Annotated in this window: 17 protein-coding genes and 1 riboswitch; of the genes, 8 read left to right on the plus strand and 9 right to left on the minus strand. The window is 70.4% G+C overall.

The features are described from left to right. The first annotated feature begins 12 nt into the window (after positions 1–12). The 3 genes from WT26_RS38420 (at position 13) to WT26_RS11710 (ending at position 2,189) form a co-directional block, all read left to right on the plus strand. Positions 13–1,155, plus strand: a complete 1,143-nt coding sequence (locus WT26_RS38420) for a hypothetical protein (RefSeq protein ID WP_230461624.1) — start codon at positions 13–15, stop codon at positions 1,153–1,155. 123 nt (positions 1,156–1,278) lie between these two features. Next, positions 1,279–1,851 carry a DUF1993 domain-containing protein gene (locus WT26_RS11705; protein WP_069272930.1) on the plus strand — a complete coding sequence of 191 codons (573 nt, stop codon included), beginning with the start codon at positions 1,279–1,281 and terminating at the stop codon, positions 1,849–1,851. 11 nt (positions 1,852–1,862) lie between these two features. Further along, positions 1,863–2,189: a low molecular weight protein tyrosine phosphatase family protein gene (locus WT26_RS11710; protein ID WP_060104034.1), complete on the plus strand. Its 327-nt coding sequence runs from the start codon at positions 1,863–1,865 to the stop codon at positions 2,187–2,189. Between the two features lie 11 nt (positions 2,190–2,200). Here WT26_RS11710 and WT26_RS11715 read toward each other — a convergent pair whose 3' ends face one another. Continuing rightward, the gene (locus WT26_RS11715) at positions 2,201–2,704 is read right to left on the minus strand and encodes a hypothetical protein (protein WP_060118125.1); all 504 of its coding nucleotides are present in this window, start codon (positions 2,702–2,704) and stop codon (positions 2,201–2,203) included. Positions 2,705–2,948: 244 nt separating this feature from the next. On the opposite strand from WT26_RS11715, the gene WT26_RS11720 reads away from it, so the two are divergent. Further along, positions 2,949–3,161: a hypothetical protein gene (locus tag WT26_RS11720; protein ID WP_010092392.1), complete on the plus strand. Its 213-nt coding sequence runs from the start codon at positions 2,949–2,951 to the stop codon at positions 3,159–3,161. A 46-nt stretch (positions 3,162–3,207) separates the two neighbouring features. Here the strand turns inward: WT26_RS11720 and WT26_RS11725 are convergent, their stop codons facing one another. From WT26_RS11725 to cobG, 7 genes are all read right to left on the minus strand, one after another. After that, positions 3,208–3,480: a hypothetical protein gene (locus WT26_RS11725; protein ID WP_042584022.1), complete on the minus strand. Its 273-nt coding sequence runs from the start codon at positions 3,478–3,480 to the stop codon at positions 3,208–3,210. A gap of 405 nt (positions 3,481–3,885) precedes the next feature. Next, positions 3,886–4,200 (minus strand): hypothetical protein, encoded by a 315-nt coding sequence (locus WT26_RS11730; protein ID WP_059592385.1) that lies wholly within the window; start codon positions 4,198–4,200, stop codon positions 3,886–3,888. Between the two features lie 218 nt (positions 4,201–4,418). After that, entirely contained in the window at positions 4,419–5,774 is a 1,356-nt protein-coding gene (locus WT26_RS11735; protein WP_069272931.1) for a chitinase, read from the minus strand. 211 nt (positions 5,775–5,985) lie between these two features. After that, positions 5,986–7,710: a precorrin-3B C(17)-methyltransferase gene (cobJ, locus tag WT26_RS11740; RefSeq protein WP_069272932.1), complete on the minus strand. Its 1,725-nt coding sequence runs from the start codon at positions 7,708–7,710 to the stop codon at positions 5,986–5,988. Continuing rightward, a complete protein-coding gene (locus WT26_RS11745) occupies positions 7,707–8,441 on the minus strand; it encodes a precorrin-2 C(20)-methyltransferase (RefSeq protein WP_059526105.1) in 735 nt (244 codons plus the stop codon). Before WT26_RS11745 ends, cobJ begins: the two co-directional genes overlap by 4 nt. Then, complete coding sequence (locus tag WT26_RS11750) at positions 8,438–9,064, minus strand: precorrin-8X methylmutase (RefSeq protein WP_069272933.1); 627 nt, start codon at positions 9,062–9,064, stop codon at positions 8,438–8,440. The genes WT26_RS11745 and WT26_RS11750 overlap by 4 nt, the downstream gene beginning before the upstream one ends. Further along, entirely contained in the window at positions 9,057–10,409 is a 1,353-nt protein-coding gene (gene cobG, locus WT26_RS11755) for a precorrin-3B synthase (RefSeq protein WP_335622461.1), read from the minus strand. Before cobG ends, WT26_RS11750 begins: the two co-directional genes overlap by 8 nt. A gap of 103 nt (positions 10,410–10,512) precedes the next feature. After that, a riboswitch (cobalamin riboswitch) is annotated at positions 10,513–10,704 on the minus strand. Between the two features lie 208 nt (positions 10,705–10,912). Here cobG and WT26_RS11760 point away from each other — a divergent pair. The 4 genes from WT26_RS11760 to cobM are packed head-to-tail and all read left to right on the plus strand — an operon-like array spanning position 10,913 to position 14,754. Continuing rightward, positions 10,913–12,166 (plus strand): bifunctional cobalt-precorrin-7 (C(5))-methyltransferase/cobalt-precorrin-6B (C(15))-methyltransferase, encoded by a 1,254-nt coding sequence (locus WT26_RS11760; RefSeq protein ID WP_069272935.1) that lies wholly within the window; start codon positions 10,913–10,915, stop codon positions 12,164–12,166. Beyond that, the gene (locus WT26_RS11765; RefSeq protein ID WP_069272936.1) at positions 12,166–13,254 is read left to right on the plus strand and encodes a cobalt-precorrin-5B (C(1))-methyltransferase; all 1,089 of its coding nucleotides are present in this window, start codon (positions 12,166–12,168) and stop codon (positions 13,252–13,254) included. Before WT26_RS11760 ends, WT26_RS11765 begins: the two co-directional genes overlap by 1 nt. Continuing rightward, positions 13,251–13,982 carry a cobalt-precorrin-6A reductase gene (locus WT26_RS11770; RefSeq protein ID WP_069272937.1) on the plus strand — a complete coding sequence of 244 codons (732 nt, stop codon included), beginning with the start codon at positions 13,251–13,253 and terminating at the stop codon, positions 13,980–13,982. Before WT26_RS11765 ends, WT26_RS11770 begins: the two co-directional genes overlap by 4 nt. Before the next feature lie 43 nt (positions 13,983–14,025). Beyond that, a complete protein-coding gene (gene cobM / locus WT26_RS11775; RefSeq protein ID WP_069272938.1) occupies positions 14,026–14,754 on the plus strand; it encodes a precorrin-4 C(11)-methyltransferase in 729 nt (242 codons plus the stop codon). 52 nt (positions 14,755–14,806) lie between these two features. On the opposite strand, the gene WT26_RS11780 is transcribed toward cobM, so the two are convergent. After that, entirely contained in the window at positions 14,807–15,979 is a 1,173-nt protein-coding gene (locus WT26_RS11780; protein WP_069272939.1) for an MFS transporter, read from the minus strand. Between the last annotated feature and the right edge of the window lie 5 nt (positions 15,980–15,984).

Here is a 15,984-nt window from a genome sequence, read left to right on the forward strand (position 1 = left end):
AGGGGACGAGTCATGCCTGAGCAGATTACCAAGTACCCGGAAGTAATGCTCCAGGTACTGAAGGGTGCGGGCGCCATATGCGGTCAAGGGGTGACGCAGAATATTCTGACGCAATGTCCTCCAGCGCGGTTTTGCAAGTTGCCGAGCGGCGAGATCTGCGTCTATGGGATCAACGAGATTCCGCGTATGACGCAAATCGATGCGCGCGAGATCGCCGCAGTCGTCGCCCCGAAGGTCCAACCGGATCTCCCAACGGTGTTATGGGCGACGTCGTGGGTAGGGGCTGTAATTCTTGTGGGCGGTGTTCTGGCCGGCTTTGTGCTCGGGAGGTACTGGAAAATGGCGGTAGGCCGATGGGCGAAACCGGGCATTGGCCGGGCACCGACAGCAATCAAGAGGACACCGAATGAAATGAAAAATCGAACAGTCGGGTTCCGGGCGAAGCCTGCGAACCACCGCTCGTTTCCGGATCGCTTTTTTCGTCATCCGTCGGTACTTTTGATACTGGGTTTCCTTCTGACCGGAGTGCTCGGGACCATGTATTCAAGTTGGAGGGAGCGGCAGGACCGTACCGCAGAACTGAACGTCAAAGAAGTCGAAGCCCACCGGCTGGCCACCGCGCGTCTCGTCCAATCGATCTATTTGCTCGAACTTCGAAGCTACCGCCTCTATGACGCGCTGACTCACACCATTCCAGCGGAGGAAGTACGGGACAAGAATCGAGAGTATGAGCAAGCCGCATCGGACTTCGGGACAAGTCTCTTTGCAAATGTACAACTCGCGAAATCGGTTGTGCCGGATGATGCTGGCCCTGCAGGCGCGTCGATCGCTGACCCGGCGGTACTGTTGATGCGGCTACAGAAGCTCTTTATTGACGTCGATCAGTGTTTGCATGGGATGTATTTGACCTGGGCGGCTCAGGCCAATCCTAAACCGATTGCGTCAGTTTGCTTCGCTTCCAACCAGCACGTGAACAAGGATCCGATCAATCGAATCGAGCTTGTGCGGAAATGTGGCACTGACATTGCTGACGCGCTTATGAACGCGGAGGCGAACGCGAAATTCGATCCGCAGCAACGATACCATGCTTTCGTGCACGAGCTCCCCAAATCGAGTGCTTGTGCTTCACCGCAGGCGACACCCTCGGCTCAATGAGGACACGAGCGTGGAGCGTCAATGCCGATACACAAATGTCAGCAATGACCCGTTATCGCCGTCGTTGCGCCACCTCCCGCCGCGCTGCTATCGTTACGCGACCCGTAGCCATCGGAGGATTTCGTGTCGCTGACCCAGCTTCTCGTCCCGACCTTCACCCAGTTTCTGCGTGGCCTGTCGTCGTGGCTTGACAAGGCCGCAGCCCATCGGCAGGCGATAGACGCCGAGCCGGATGCGCTGCTGTCCGAGCGGCTTGCCGCAGACATGTATCCGCTCGCGGCCCAGATCCGCTTCGCCTGCTTTCAAGCGCTTGAGCCCGTCTGCCGGCTGCGCGGCGAACCGCTTCCGGAAGCGCTGCTGGCGGTGCGGCAGGAAGGATGGAATGCCAACGCGCAGCCGGGCACGTGGTCCGATGCGAAGGCGCGCCTTGCCGACGCGCTTGCGTTGCTCGACGGCCTGTCGCCTAACGCGCTCGACGCAGGCGGCGCACTGCCGATTGCGCTCGAACTGCCCAACGGCGTCGTCTTCGACATGACGGGCGAGCAGTACGCGCGCGACTGGGCACTGCCGCAGTTCAACTTCCACGCGATCACCGCTTACGCGATCCTGCGCCACCATGGTGTCGAACTCGGCAAGGCCGACTACGTGTCGCACATGCTCGCGTATCTTCGGCCCGGCACGATGCCGCAAGGCTGATCGCATCCGGCATGACGCGGGCACTCTTCATCTGCAGCCGGAACCGGCTGCGAAGCCCGACGGCGGAAGAATGGTTCGCCGGCTGGCCGGGCATCGAAACGGATTCGGCCGGCGTCGCGCCCGATGCGGAGTCGATCGTGTCGTGCGAGCAGATCGCTTGGGCCGACATCATCTTCGTGATGGAGCGCTCGCACAAGGCAAGGCTGTCGAAGCAGTTCGGCGCGGACTTGCGCAACAAGAAAATCGTCTGCCTCGACATTCCCGACAAGTACGCGTTCATGCAGCCGGAACTGATCGCGCTGCTCGAGCGCAGGGCCGGGAAATTCCTGCGATCGTGAGCGGCGGGGCGTCAGCGATCGTCGTCACGCCATGTATGAACCTGCTTGCCGTCCTTCCGGAGCAGCGCCGACCTCAGCAAACCGAACCCTTTCAGCCGGAAGAACAGCGCGAAGTAGGCCTGCTCCAGCGCTTCCCAGGTGTCGTAGGATTCCGCGGCGCCCTCCGTGCCGTCGCAATAGAGGTCGCCGTTGGGCTGGCCCGCGAACGGTTTGGATGTCCACGCGCCGATCAACGGCGCCTTCCAGAGGTCACCCTTGATCGACCTGAGCACGGGTTGCGTTCCGGTCGTCTCCGGCGCGAACGCAATCAGTTGGCGCGCGTTGTCGTCGACGTGCAGCCTGCCGCATGACGGGCATTGATAGCAGGCGCGCGCATACGAACGATCGACGTAGCCGCGCGAATGGCTCGCTTCGGCAAAATCTTCCCAATCCTGATCCGCGATCAGGTACGCCTTGTTGGCCAGGAAATCGGTTTGGTCGTAGATGACGGTTCCGCAGACGCAGGCGAAATTCATGGGTATTTATAGTGGTTTCGGAAATCGCTTCGGTTGGCCGACGTACAGCCCGAACAGCCGGACCGGATGATAGCAGCGCGGTCCCGCGTCGCGCCGAAACGACACCTCACGCACGCATCGCCGGGAAAATCGTCGGCCCATTTATGGCCGGATATAGTCGAGCACCGGAAGGCGACGATGCGCGGGCTCATGCTCCCCGCGCGTCGCGCCTGACCAGAACAATATTGGCTACGGGTGTAACGACATGAGCGACTTCGACAAGACTACTTCCGGATCGATCGGAGGACTGATCGCGGGCATCGCGATGATTGCCGCCGGCATCGGCGTCGGCGTGTATCCGGCGTTGCGCCAGGCCCCGGCCCGGCTGAGCGAATTCGTGGCCGTCGGCATCATGATGCTCGGCGCCTTCGTCGTCGTGTATCAAGGCCACGAACTTCGGCGCAAACGATTGCGCTGACGAGCGCCTTCGCGTTTCTCACCGGTGTCGGCGCGCCCGGGCTGCGTCAATACGAGCCGGCGCTCGACAGCAGGTCGTCGACGATGATCTCGCCGGCCGTGCGGCCCGCGCTGAGCGCGTCCAGGCTGTCGGCGAACGGTTGCCCGCGATCGTCCGCGAGCCGCACCGGCGAGAAGAAGATCGACGAAGTATGGCCCGCCCGCACCTGGACCACGGCGACGTAGCCGGGGGCCGGCGCGGCCATGTCGGCCGCCTCGGCCGGCTGATGCTCGCAGCGCACTTCGATCGTGTATCCGCGGTAGGTGTACAGGCTCGTCATGTCGGGCTCGCAAAAAGTGACGCGGCGTCACGCGCGCGTCGTGGGTGCAACCGGCTTCCTGCGCACGGCGTCGGCGGGAATCGCGACGCCGGTCGCCGCCGTCCGCGTGCCGGCGGACGGCGTTCGATGAGGGTCCTGACGGCCGCGCACGTGCGCGGTGTTCCGCACCTGTCGCACGCGAGCCGCTTGCAACAGGCCAATGACGGGCAACCGTCTTTCATCTGACAAATTCGGCGTGCCGCTGCCGATGTGGCGATCAATGGCCGCTCTTGCCGGGACGCACGAACACACGTCCGACCGAGCGCTCACCGACCCGCGTTGCCGAAAGAATAGGTTAACTCGTGCGAAATGGTGAGCAAAAGATGCATCGCCATCCGAAACAATGGATGGCGTGCCGCCGCCGCTTCACGAATACCGGTAGATCCCGTGTCGCGTCGGCCTGGCATGCCGAACGTGGTGGCGATGCCGCTTGACTGCCGCGTGGCGGTGATGCCGATGCGGCCTCGCGTGCGGCCGCCGCGGCGCGGGCCGCGACGTCGGCACCGCGCCCTGCGGCAGCGGCGGGGTCTGCACCGCGCCCGGCAGCGGCGCGGGTTGCGCCGGTTGCGCCGCGCCCTGCGGCTGCGTCCCGCCTTCGCCGAATGGATAGGTCTGGGTCTGCGCGTGCGTGACGCACAGCGTCGCCGCGATCGTCACGGCGGCCAGCAGCAAGCGTTTCATGAAAGCTCCGGATTCGGGACCGTCGGAATGCCAGCTTAGCGAACGGCAGTGCGGCGCGGCAACCGGATCGCGTCCGTCCTCCTCGAGGCTCGGGCAGGGTCGTCGAACCGCGCTCGCTAGCGGCCGGGCCGCGCCGGCGCAGACTGATGCCGACGCGGCCCGGTTCGGGTCACGGGAGCGCCGTTAGCGGCCCGTGCTGACGGCCCGCATGCGCGCCGTCACGACTTCACCCACACGCCGCCCGCACTCGGGTTGTCGCCTTGCGTCCACCATTTCGCGCAGTATTTCGCGCCCTGGTACATCACGCAGGTGCCGCCTGAATACGCGGCGGTCGCCGACCACGTGGCCGTGCCGCCGTTCACGGCCTTCCACACCGACGACTGGCCGGGCACGTCGCCCTGCGTCCACCATTGCGCCTGGTAGGTGACGCCCTGGTACGTGACCGTCGCGCCCGCGTTGTACACCTGGCTCGCGGACCACGGCGCGCCCGGTTGCGGCGTGCCGCCGTCCGAGCCGCCGCCGTAGTTCGGATCCTGCGTGACGCCCGCTCCCCACTTGCCGCCGAGCTGCTTGAAGATCGTCGCGAACGCATACGGCTGCTGCGCGACGCCGGAACAGGTCGGCGACGCATAGCCGCTGTTGCTGTCGCACTGCTTGTCGCGAGTCGCCGACCAGTTGCCGAAGAAGCCGTAGCCGTTGGCGACCGCCGCGTTCAGCACGCTCTGCGCATTCGCGAGCGTGAAGGTTTCGCCCTGCACGTCGTTCACGCCGATCATCGGCGTAACGCCGACCATCTGCCAGAGCTGCGAGCTGCTCAACGGCCGGCCGGCGGACTTGTACGCGGTGTCGAGCTGCGAGTAGAGCCCCTGCGCCGCGCTGATCGCGGCCGCCCCCATGTCGAGGTTCGCGGGGCCGTAGTCCATCGCCATCACGTTCACCGCGTCGAGGTTGACCTTGCTCGCGATCGCCGCGTTGACGACGTTCAGGCCGTCCTGCGTGAGCCCGGTCGGCATCGTCGGCAGCGTCAGCGTGACGTGCAGCGGCTTGCCTTTCGCCGCGTAGCTGGCCTGCAGCTGGGCGACGGCCTGGAAGTTGCGCGCGACCGCGGCCGTGTCGAGCTGCGACGCGCCCTCGATGTCGAAGTCGATGTGCGTGAGGTCGTACGTGTCGATCACGGTCTGGAGCGCGGTCTTCAGCGCGGGGACGCTCGTGCACGCCTGCATCAGCGGCGTGCCGTTCGCGCCGCCGAACGACACGGCGACTTCGCCGCCTTTCGCGCGATAGTTCGTGACGGCGGTGCCGATCGACGTGAGCAGGCCGCCGCTCGCGCCGTTGCCGATCGGCTGTACGCCGCCCCACGACGGCGTACAGCCGCTGCCCGCGACCACGAACGCGAGCGTGAACTGCTGGATGCCTTGCCGGACGCCGATCTGGTCGACGAGCGGCGTCGGATAGAGCGTCACGTCGACGTAAGGCGCAAAGGCGCCCGCCGCCTGCGAAACGCTCGCGCCGGCGAGCAGGCAACCCGCGGCAAGCGCGCGCGGGATGAAACGCGGCAACACATTGTTGTGCATTGTGTTCTCCATGGTGATGAGCGCTACGCTGGTTTGCGTATCACCGCCGTAATCGGACCGGGCATGGGTTGGACCCGGCCGGCGGCGTGCCCATCTTGGAGGATTGCAGATCAATCGGGAATCCTTGACTGCGCTTTTATTTTGTTTGAATCGAGGTGCGAAATGATTGCGTGCATTCGATACGGCGCCGGGCGCGCGGCCCGGCGCGCATTCAGCGATACCAGCGCGGCGTGTACACCCAATCCCGACCATTGTTGACGGAAAAGCGGCGCGTGGTCGACGAGCCGACGATCACCATCGTGCGCATGTCGACCTGGTCGCTGCGCAACGCGCCGAGCGTCGTCGTCGCGAGCGTCGCGCCCGGCCGGCCGATGTCGCGGCCCAGCACGACCACCGTATCGGCCGTGCGATGCGCGCGCACGACATCGAGCGCGCGATCGAGCTGCCACGGCCGCGCGCGCGAGATCGGGTTGTAGAACGCCATCACCAGATCGGCTTGCGCCGCATGCCGCAGGCGCGTTTCGATCACGTCCCACGGCTTCAGGTTGTCCGACAGCGAGATCGCGCAGAAATCGTGGCCGAGCGGCGCGCCGGCCTGGGCGGCCGTCGCGAGCGACGCCGAGATGCCGGGCTCCACACGCAGGTCGACCGCGGCCCAGCGCAGGTCGCGCGCGTCGTCGAGCGCCTCGAGCACGGCCGCGGCCATCGCGAACACGCCCGGGTCGCCGGACGACACGACCGCGACGCGCCGGCCCTCGGCCGCGAGCTCGAACGCATGGCGCGCGCGCTGCATCTCCTCGCGATTGTCGGTGCCGTGCACGCGCTGGTCGTCGCGGAACGGGCCGGCCATGTTCACGTAGGTGGTGTAGCCGAGGATGTCGGTCGCGTCCGCAAGCGCGGCGCGCGCGGCCGGCGTGAGCCACGCGGCGCCGCCCGGGCCGAGCCCGAGCACGGTCAGGCGGCCGCGTGCACGGCCGAGCGTGGCGGGATCGACCGGATGCGGCGCGACCGCGCAGGCGAGCCCGTCGAGCGGCGTGTGCCGCGTGTGCGGCACGCGCAGTGCGCGTTCGAGCACGTCGGACGCCGCGGCATCGGGATCGGCATCGACGTCGGCATCGACGAAGCGCAGCGGCGCGCCCAGCGCATCGGCGGCCGCTTCGAGCGCCACGTCGCCGATCATCGTCGCCGGCGCGACGAGCGCAGCCAGCGCTTGCGGCGCGAGGCCCTGTGCGTCGAGCAACGCGCCGATGCGTGCGTCGAGCGGGGCGGCCTCGCTGGCCGATGACGGCAGACGCGCGCCGATGCCGATCACCACACTGCGCGGATGAATCACGAGCTCGTCACGCGTGCCGCGCCAGGCTTCGGGCGTCACGCGGATCGCATGCGCTGCGGCGGCGTCGCGCGGCAGCGCGACGTCGTCGAGCCACGGCGCCGCGCCGTCGACGCGCGTCGATGCGCCCGCGAGCAGATCCGACACGAAACGCTTGCCCTGGGCGAGATCGGCGAGCGCATAGCCTTCCGGCGGATTGAGCACGCACGCGCCGAAGCGCAGTTCGCCGCTCGTCGTGATCGCCGGCGCAACGCCGACGCAGGCGGCGATTTCGCGCGCCATCACGTTGACGCCCGTCAGCCCGCCGAGCAGCGGCACGACGGCCGAGCCGTCTTCCGCCACCGCGAGCACGGGCGGTTCGACGCCCTTGTCGGCAAGCGCCGGAGCGATGCAGCGGATCACGATGCCGGCCGCGCACAGCGCGACGATCGGCAGGCCGCGCGCATAGAGTTCGCGCAAGTGCGCGCCGAGATCGTCGAACGGCACGTCGGCGGCGACGCGTGATGCGAGGCCATGCACGCGCGCCCCCGGATAGCGCGCCTGAATGCGCCGCGCGGTATCGAGCGCGCCCGCGCCGAGGATCACGATCGCGGGCGGGGTCGTCATCCTTGCCATTTTTCCCCCGGCACGACGAGCAGCGAGAAATACGGCGACGCCATCGGATCGACTTCGTCGAGCGGCACGATGCGCTGGCTCGCCATCGTCGCGCGCTCGACGTACCGCGCGCGCTTCGCGAGCCCCAGCTCGTCGAGCACGCGCCGCACCTTGTCGAAATTGCGGCCGAGCTTCATCACGACGGCCGCATCGGCCTGCGCGAGCCGCGTGCGCAACTCGTGCTCGGGCAGCACGCCCGACAGCACCGACAGGCTCTGGTTGCGATAGACGAGCGGCTGGCCGAGCACGGCGGTGCCGCCGAGCATCGCGCATACGCCGGGGATCACCTCGGTGTCGTAGCGCGGCGCGAGGCGGTCGTGCAGGTACATGTACGAGCCGTAGAAGAACGGGTCGCCTTCGCAGATCACTGCGACGTCGCGCCCCGCATCGAGGTGCGCGGCAACGATCTCCGCGGCCGTGTCGTAGAAGTCGGCGATCACCGTCTCGTAGCAGAGCGGCGGCGGCAGTGCCTCGGTCGTCACCGGGTAGACGAGCGGCAGTTGCGTCTGTCCGTCCCGCAGGTGCGCCTCGACGATGCCGTATGCGTTGCCTTTCTTGCCCTTCGCGACGAAATACGCGACCACGGGCGCGGCCTGCAGCACGCGCAGCGCCTTGATCGTCATCAGTTCGGGATCGCCGGGGCCGACGCCGACCCCGAACAGGCGTCCGCGCGCGGTCGTCATTCGGCCTCCGTCGCGAGTGCGTTGACCGCCGCAGCGGCCATCGCGCTGCCGCCGCGGCGGCCGAGCAGCGTGACGTACGGGACACCGCGGCTCTCGGCGTCGAGCAGCGCCTTCGATTCGGCCGCACCGATGAAGCCGACCGGGAAACCGAGGATCAGCGCGGGGCGCGGCGCGCCGGCGTCGATCATGTCGAGCAGGTGGAACAGTGCGGTCGGCGCATTGCCGATCACGACGACGCTGCCGGCGAGGTGCGGACGCCACAGTTCGAGCGCGGCGGCCGAACGCGTGTTGCCGAGATCCCGTGCGAGACCGGGCACCTCCGGCTCGCCGAGCGTGCAGATCACGCGGTTGCCGGCCGGCAGCCGCGCGCGCGTGATGCCTTCGGCGACCATGCGCGCGTCGCACAGGATCGGCGTGCCGGCGGCCAGCGCCGCGCGGCCCGCCGCGCCCGCGCCGGGAGAGAAGCGCAGGTCGTAGACGACGTCGACCATCCCGCACGCATGGATCACGCGCACCGCGAGTTTCTCGAGGTCGGGCGGAACCTGCGACAGGTCGGCCTCGGCGCGGATCGTCGCGAACGACTGGCGATAGATTTCCTGCCCGTCGCGAATGTAGTCAAGCATCGGTGGTGTCCTGGCTGTGCCGCGCGCCCGTCAGTCGGGCCGCGGCCTGGTCAATCGTCAGATGGCGCGCGAGCGGGGCGCCGAGGCCCGCGGCCGCATCGCGCCGGTAAAGGTCGTAGCGCGCGGGCGCAACCGCGACGAGCGTGTGCGTCGCGGGATGCGGCAGCGCGCAGTGCCGCTCGCAGCCGGTCAGGTGCACGTCGACCGCATGGCCGATGCGCGCGGCGAGCGCGAGCGCGTCGTGTTTCGTGTCGGCGCGCGCCTTCGCGCAGCCCGCGCTGCCGGTGCACGCGACGAGCGACGCGAGCGGATGCGTCGGTTCACACACGAGGCCGAGCGCGGCGAGCGCGTCGCGCAGCGCGGGCGCGTCGCCGGTAGCGACGCCATGGACGAACACGCCTTGCCAGGGCGTCATCGACAGCGTGCCGTCGCCGTGCGCGTCCGCGAGCGCGGCCAGCTGGTCGAGGCGTTCGGCGTCGAGCCGGCCGAGCGGGAAGTGCGCACCGACGTTGCAGTGCGCGGCATCGCGCGACGGGAGCACGCCGAAACGCAGCGCGGGCGCGGACGGCGCGCGCCGCCACGCGGCGAGCGCGGGATCGGCGGCAAGCGGAAACGGCAGATACGCCTGCGCGCGTTCGAGCAGCGCGCGCTCGCCGTGCGTCGCGAGCAGCGCACGCATCCGCGTGACGTCCGCCGGCGCGAGATCGAGGAACGCGAGCAGCAGCGCGCGCACCAGCGCGACGGCGTCGCCGGGCGCGACGTCGGCGCACGCCGGCGCATCGCCGGGGGCGACCGGCGGGCAGCCGGCCAGCCCGGCCGCGACGCGCACCGCGCCGTCGCCGCGACGCCATGCGGCCAGCCAGATGTCGTGCGGATGATCGAGCGCCGCAACCGATTCGCCGCCGTCGAGCTGGATCGAGAATTTCGGCGACAGCTCGCCGCGGCGCGGCTCGCGCGCCAGCATGTCGAGGAGCGGCGCCGCGAGCGCGCGGCTGTCGACGAGCGCGGCAGGGTCGTGGCCGGCGAGCGGGCTGAGCATCACGTTGCGGACGTCGTCGCTCGCGGCGAGCGCGGCGGCGTTGCCGTCGGCGTCAACGAGCGGGCCGAGGCCGGCGCCGAGCAGCGCGGCGGTGAGCGCGGCCGCTTCGCCGTTGCGGATGCCGCGCAATTGCAGGTTCGCGCGATTGGTCGCTTCGATCACGCCGGAGCCGTGCGCGCGGGCGACGGCGGCGATCGCGCGCGCCTGACGCGCGTCGAGCCGTCCGCCCGGCAGCTTGATCCGGCACAGCCCGCCGTCGGCGGCCGCGACCACGCGCACGAGCCCCGGGCAAGCCGACGGGCGCACGACGGGTGAAGCAGACGGAACGGGGGCGGAACTCAACGGGGTACCGGGGCAGTGTCGCGCCGCGGCCAACGCGTCGGTACACCCCGCCCGACGCCGACTGGCACGCACGCACTTTCTGGCCGGCAGGTCTCCTGGCTGACAGGTCGGCGCCGGCTCCCGGCCTTCCCGGACAAGCCAGTGGCGCGAGATGGAGGCGGGCTCGCTGTCTACAGTTGCGGGGGCAGCCACAGCGGCGCGCGGCGCGCCCTGTGTTCCCTCTTCGGCCCCGAAGGGCACCGGCGAACGAACGGCCGTAGGATACCCGATTTTTCGGGTGCCGCCGGAGCAAACGAGCGCCGGAAGGCGGGACTGGCGCGGCTTTCGGCCGGAAAGCGGGCAGTCGCCCGGATGGTACGATGGCGCCGTGACAGACTGGGATAGGGCAAGGCGGACCGGCGCGCGGCGGCGGATCGCCGCGCAACGCAACGCAACTGAGCGGAACGACGAACGATGGGGAAGGGTGCATGACGGCGTGGCTGACGGTAGTGGGGATCGGCGACGACGGTTACGCGGGGCTCGGCCGCCGCGCGCGCCGCGCGCTGCTCGACGCGACGCTCGTCGTCGGCGCGAAGCGGCATCTCGACATGCTGCCCGCACGGCTGCCGGCCGCGCGCGAAGCGTGGCCGTCGCCGTTCGACCTCGCGGGCGTGCTCGCGCGGCGCACGTCGCCCGTGTGCGTGCTCGCCAGCGGCGACCCGATGCTGTTCGGCGTCGGCGCCACGCTCGCGCGCACGTTGTCCCCGGACGAATGGCGCGTGCTGCCCGCGCCGTCGTCGCTGTCGCTGGCGGCCGCACGCCTCGGCTGGCCGCTGCAGGATGTCGGCGCGGTCTCGCTCGTCGGCCGTCCGCTCGCGATGCTCGCGCGCCACCTGCTGCCGGGCCGCCGGCTGTTCGTGCTGAGCGCCGACGGCCGGACGCCGGCCGCCGTCGCCGCCGAACTCGTCGCACGCGGCTTCGGGCCGACCCGCATCAGCGTGTTCGAGCATCTGGGCGGCCCGCTCGAGCGGCGCATCGATGCGCTCGCGCACGACTGGGCGGTCGACGAGACCGCGGCGCTGAATCTCGTCGCGCTCGACTGCCGCGCGGCGCCCGACGCGCCGCGCCGCGCGCTCACGCCCGGCCTGCCCGACGAGGCGTACCGCCACGACGGCCAGCTCACCAAGCGCGACCTGCGCGCGATGACGCTCGGCCGCCTCGCGCCCGTGCCCGGCGAGCTGCTGTGGGACGTCGGCGCCGGCAGCGGCTCGATCGGCATCGAATGGATGCGCGCGCATCCGTCATGCCGGGCGATCGCGATCGAAGCGCATGCGGAGCGGCAGCGTTTCATCGAGCACAACCGCGACGCGCTCGGCGTGCCGGGCCTGCAACTCGTCGCGGGCCGCGCGCCCGATGCGCTCGCGGGGCTCGCCGCGCCCGACGCGATCTTCATCGGCGGCGGGGCGACCGCGGCCGGCGTGCTCGACGCATGCTGGGCGTCGCTGAAGCCCGGCGGCCGGCTGGTCGCGAACGCGGTCACGCTGCAGGGCGAGCTGGCGCTCGCCGCTTGGCGCGAGACGCACGGCGGCACGCTCACGCGCGTGTCGCTCGCGCACGCCGAGCCGCTCGGCCGCTTCGATACGTGGCGACAGCCGCTGCCGGTCACGCTGTACGACGTGCGCAAGCCGGACACGGTCGACACGGCGGCATCGCCGGCCACGACGACTACGACGGACGCGTGATGCGCGACGAGACCCCCGAACAGCCCGCGCCGCTGCGCTTCGGCTACACGACCGGCAGTTGCGCGACCGCGACGTCGCTCGCCGCCGCGCGGCTGCTGCTCGCGGGGCGTGCGGACGACGCGGTCGAGATCGTGTTGCCGAAGGGGCAGCGCGTCATGATGCGGCTCGCGTTCTGCCGGGCCACGGCCGACGGCGCGGAAGCCGGCACGATCAAGGATGCCGGCGACGATCCGGACGTCACGCACGGCGCGCTGATCTTCGCGCGCGTCGCGCTCGCGGCGGCGCCCGGCGTGCGTTTTCACGCGGGGCCGGGTGTCGGCACGGTCACGCGCACGGGGCTGACGCTGCCGGTCGGCGAACCGGCGATCAACCCGGTGCCGCGCCAGATGATGACGGCGCACCTGGAAGCGCTGGCGGCCGAGCACGGCTATGCGGGCGGCTTCGACGTGACGATCGGCGTCGAGGGCGGCGAGGCGCTCGCGCTGAAGACGATGAACCCGCGCCTCGGCATCGTCGGCGGGTTGTCGATCCTCGGCACGACCGGCATCGTGCGGCCGTTCTCGTGCTCGGCCTATATCGCGTCGATCCACCAGGGCATCGACGTCGCGCGGGCGAACGGCATCGCGCATATCGCCGCGTGCACGGGCAACGCGAGCGAGGATGCGATGCGCGCGCACTACCACCTGCCCGACATGGCGCTGATCGAGATGGGCGATTTCGCGGGCGCGGTGCTCAAGCACCTGCGGCGCGCACCGGTCGCGCGGCTGTCGATGTGCGGCGGCTTCGGCAAGCTCAGCAAGCTCGCGGCCGGCCATCTCGACCTGCACAGCCGCCATTCGAGCATCGACCTGCCGCTGCTCGCGCAGTGGGCGGCCGAGGCCGGCGCCGGCGACGCGCTGCAGGCGGCGATGCGCGCCGCGAACACGAGCCAGGAAGCGCTGAAGCTCGCGCACGCCGACGGCGTGCCGCTCGGCGATCTCGTCTGCGCGCACGCGCTGCGCGTCGCGCGCGACATCGTGCCGCCGTCGGTTGCGGTCGAGATGTTCGCGATCGACCGGCAGGGCCGCTTCGTCGGGGCCGCGCGATGAGCGCGCGCATCCTGCTGCTCGGCGGCACCGGCGACGCACTGAAGATCGCGCGCGCGCTCGGGCCCCGTCACGTCTACAGCCTGGCCGGTCTCGGCAAGGTGCCCGACGACCTGCGCTGCGACGTGCGCGTCGGCGGTTTCGGCGGCGCGGCCGGGCTGGCCGCGTATCTGCGCGACGCCGGCATCGGCCTCGTGATCGACGCGACGCATCCGTATGCCGCGCAAATCAGCGCGAATGCCGCCGCCGCGGCGCGTGAAGCGGGCGTGCCGCTGTGGGCGCTGCGCCGCGCGCCGTGGTCGCCGCAACCCGGCGACGACTGGCGCATCGTCGACGACTGGGCCGGCATCGAAGCCGCGCTCGCGCCGTTCCGGCGGCCGCTGTTCACGCTCGGCCGCGAACCGCTCGCCCATCTCGACGCGATCCCGCCGCACCAGTTCTGGCTCGTGCGCTGCCTCGATGCGCATGCCGGCAACGCGCGTGCGCAGGTCGTCGCCGCGCGCGGGCCGTTCACGCTCGACGGCGAGCGCGCGCTGTTCGCGCTGGCGGGCATCGACGTCGTCGTCAGCAAGAACAGCGGTGGCGCGGCCACCGAGGCCAAGCTCGACGTCGCGCGCGAACGCAGGCTGCCGGTCGTGATGCTGCGCCGGCCGCCGCTGCCCGACGCCGACCGCGCGTTCGACTCGGCCGCGGCGCTCGTCGACGCGCTCGATCCGGCCGCGCGCGCCTGACGCCGCGCGGCCGGTCATCCCATGAACTGACGGAGATTTTTCGATGACGGTGTATTTCATCGGCGCGGGCCCCGGCGACCCGGAGCTGATCACGGTGAAGGGCCAGCGCCTCGTGCGCACGTGCCCGGTGATCCTGTATGCGGGTTCGCTGGTGCCGCCCGCCGTGCTTGACGGCCATCGCGCGGAGCAGGTCGTCAATACGGCCGAGCTCGACCTCGACGCCATCGTCGCGCTGCTCGCCGCTGCGCACGCGAAAGGGCAGGACGTCGCGCGCGTGCATTCGGGCGACCCGTCGCTGTATGGGGCGATCGGCGAACAGATCCGCCGCCTCAAGACACTTGGGATTCCGTACGAAATCGTGCCCGGCGTGACGGCCACGGCCGCGTGCGCGGCGACGCTCGGCGTCGAGCTGACGCTGCCCGGCGTCGCACAGACGGTGATCCTCACGCGCTTCGCGGGCAAGACGACGATGCCGGAAGGCGAAGCGCTCGGCTCGCTCGCCGCGCACCGCGCGACGCTCGCGATCCATCTCGGCGTGCGCCATCTCGCGCGCATCGTCGACGAAGTGCTGCCGCATTACGGCGCCGACTGCCCGGTCGCGGTGATCTATCGCGCGAGCTGGCCGGATGAAGAACGCGTGACCGGCACGCTTGCCGACATCGTCGGCAAGGTGCGGGGCACGCAGATCGAGCGCACCGCGCTGATCCTGATCGGGCGCGTGCTCGACGCCGAAGGGTTTGCGGACTCGACGCTGTACGCGAGCGCGGACTGACGGCGCTTTTCGTTGCGGTTGCTACCTGCCGCTCCCGCTCCCGCGCCTGCGCTCACGCGCGCGCGACGCGCCGCGCAACGTGCGGCGCGAAGCCGGACGCCAGCGCGAACAGCGCGACGCACAGGCAGGCCATCGCGACCCACGCGGGCGTCAGGTCCGCGAGATGCTGGCGCACGATGCCGGCCGCGAACGGAAACAGCCCGGCGATCAGGTAGCCGATGCCCTGCACGAACCCCGTCAGCGATGCGGCATCGGCCGGCGTCGCCGCATGGTCGACCGTGACGATCAGCGACAGCGGAAACAGCGCGCCGATCCCCGCGCCCATCAGCAGCGCGGCGGGCAACGCGAGCCCCTCCGGCGACGCGAGCATCAGCACGAGCCCGACGAACAGCGATGCGATCGCCGCATGCAGCGCGGGCCGGCGATCGGGCAGGCGGTCGATCGTCGCCGAGACCGTCAGGCCCGCGACGACCTCCGCGAGCGTCACGCCGCCGAGCAGGCTGCCGGCCGCCGTCGGCGACCAGCCGAGCCGCATGTAGTAGGGCGGCAGCCACGCGAGCACGAGCGTGTACGCGCCGGTCGCGACGCCGAAGAACAGCGCGAGCCGCCACGCGCGCGGCGAGCGCGACGGCCGCGCGAGCACCGGCGACGCGGCGGCGACCGGCGCGCCGCCACGGCTTGCGAACGGCCACACGGCCGCCGCGACGACGGCCGGCAGCGCCCAGCCCGCGAGCGCGGCGAGCCAGCCCCAGCGGGCCGCGGCGAACGGCGCGACGACGCTCGCGAGCACGGCGCCGCCCATGATCGACGTCGAATAGACGCCCATCGCACCGCCGATCCGCGTCGCGAAATGCGCCTTCACGAAGCCGGGCAGCAGCGCCTGCACCATCGCGATCCCGACACCCGCGCAGCAGGCGCTCGCGAGCAGCAGCCACGCGTGCTGCGCGCCGACGCGCGCCGCGCACGCGACGCCGATCAGCACGATGCCGATCCCGACGCCGCCCGCGATGCCGGTCACGCGCTGCAGGCGCCGCGCGCTCAGCGCGCCGAGCCCCATCAGCAGGATCGGGATCGTCGTCAGCAGGCTCGCCGCGCCGTCGCCGATGCCGGTCGCACGCTGGATCATGTCGAGCAGCGGGCCGACCGCGGCAAGCGCCGGCCGCAGGTTCAGCCCGACGAGCACGATGGCAGCGAGCCGCCATCCGGGGGAAGTGAAGCGATTCATCGTGT

This window comes from Burkholderia cepacia (genome assembly GCF_001718835.1).
Taxonomy (GTDB): domain Bacteria; phylum Pseudomonadota; class Gammaproteobacteria; order Burkholderiales; family Burkholderiaceae; genus Burkholderia; species Burkholderia cepacia_F.

Excerpts from the sequence above, each read along its gene's own strand:
- WT26_RS11725 (WP_042584022.1), bottom strand. The coding sequence starts at position 3,480 with ATGACGAGCCTGTACACCTACCGCGGATACACGATCGAAGTGCGCTGC.
- WT26_RS11780 (WP_069272939.1), bottom strand. The coding sequence starts at position 15,979 with ATGAATCGCTTCACTTCCCCCGGATGGCGGCTCGCTGCCATCGTGCTC.
- WT26_RS11710 (WP_060104034.1), top strand. The coding sequence starts at position 1,863 with ATGACGCGGGCACTCTTCATCTGCAGCCGGAACCGGCTGCGAAGCCCG.
- WT26_RS11750 (WP_069272933.1), bottom strand. The coding sequence starts at position 9,064 with ATGCTTGACTACATTCGCGACGGGCAGGAAATCTATCGCCAGTCGTTC.
- WT26_RS11765 (WP_069272936.1), top strand. The coding sequence starts at position 12,166 with ATGCGCGACGAGACCCCCGAACAGCCCGCGCCGCTGCGCTTCGGCTAC.
- WT26_RS11715 (WP_060118125.1), bottom strand. The coding sequence starts at position 2,704 with ATGAATTTCGCCTGCGTCTGCGGAACCGTCATCTACGACCAAACCGAT.
- WT26_RS11770 (WP_069272937.1), top strand. The coding sequence starts at position 13,251 with ATGAGCGCGCGCATCCTGCTGCTCGGCGGCACCGGCGACGCACTGAAG.
- cobM (WP_069272938.1), top strand. The coding sequence starts at position 14,026 with ATGACGGTGTATTTCATCGGCGCGGGCCCCGGCGACCCGGAGCTGATC.
- cobJ (WP_069272932.1), bottom strand. The coding sequence starts at position 7,710 with ATGACGACCCCGCCCGCGATCGTGATCCTCGGCGCGGGCGCGCTCGAT.
- WT26_RS11745 (WP_059526105.1), bottom strand. The coding sequence starts at position 8,441 with ATGACGACCGCGCGCGGACGCCTGTTCGGGGTCGGCGTCGGCCCCGGC.
- WT26_RS11760 (WP_069272935.1), top strand. The coding sequence starts at position 10,913 with ATGACGGCGTGGCTGACGGTAGTGGGGATCGGCGACGACGGTTACGCG.
- WT26_RS11720 (WP_010092392.1), top strand. The coding sequence starts at position 2,949 with ATGAGCGACTTCGACAAGACTACTTCCGGATCGATCGGAGGACTGATC.
- WT26_RS11730 (WP_059592385.1), bottom strand. The coding sequence starts at position 4,200 with ATGAAACGCTTGCTGCTGGCCGCCGTGACGATCGCGGCGACGCTGTGC.
- WT26_RS38420 (WP_230461624.1), top strand. The coding sequence starts at position 13 with ATGCCTGAGCAGATTACCAAGTACCCGGAAGTAATGCTCCAGGTACTG.
- WT26_RS11735 (WP_069272931.1), bottom strand. The coding sequence starts at position 5,774 with ATGCACAACAATGTGTTGCCGCGTTTCATCCCGCGCGCGCTTGCCGCG.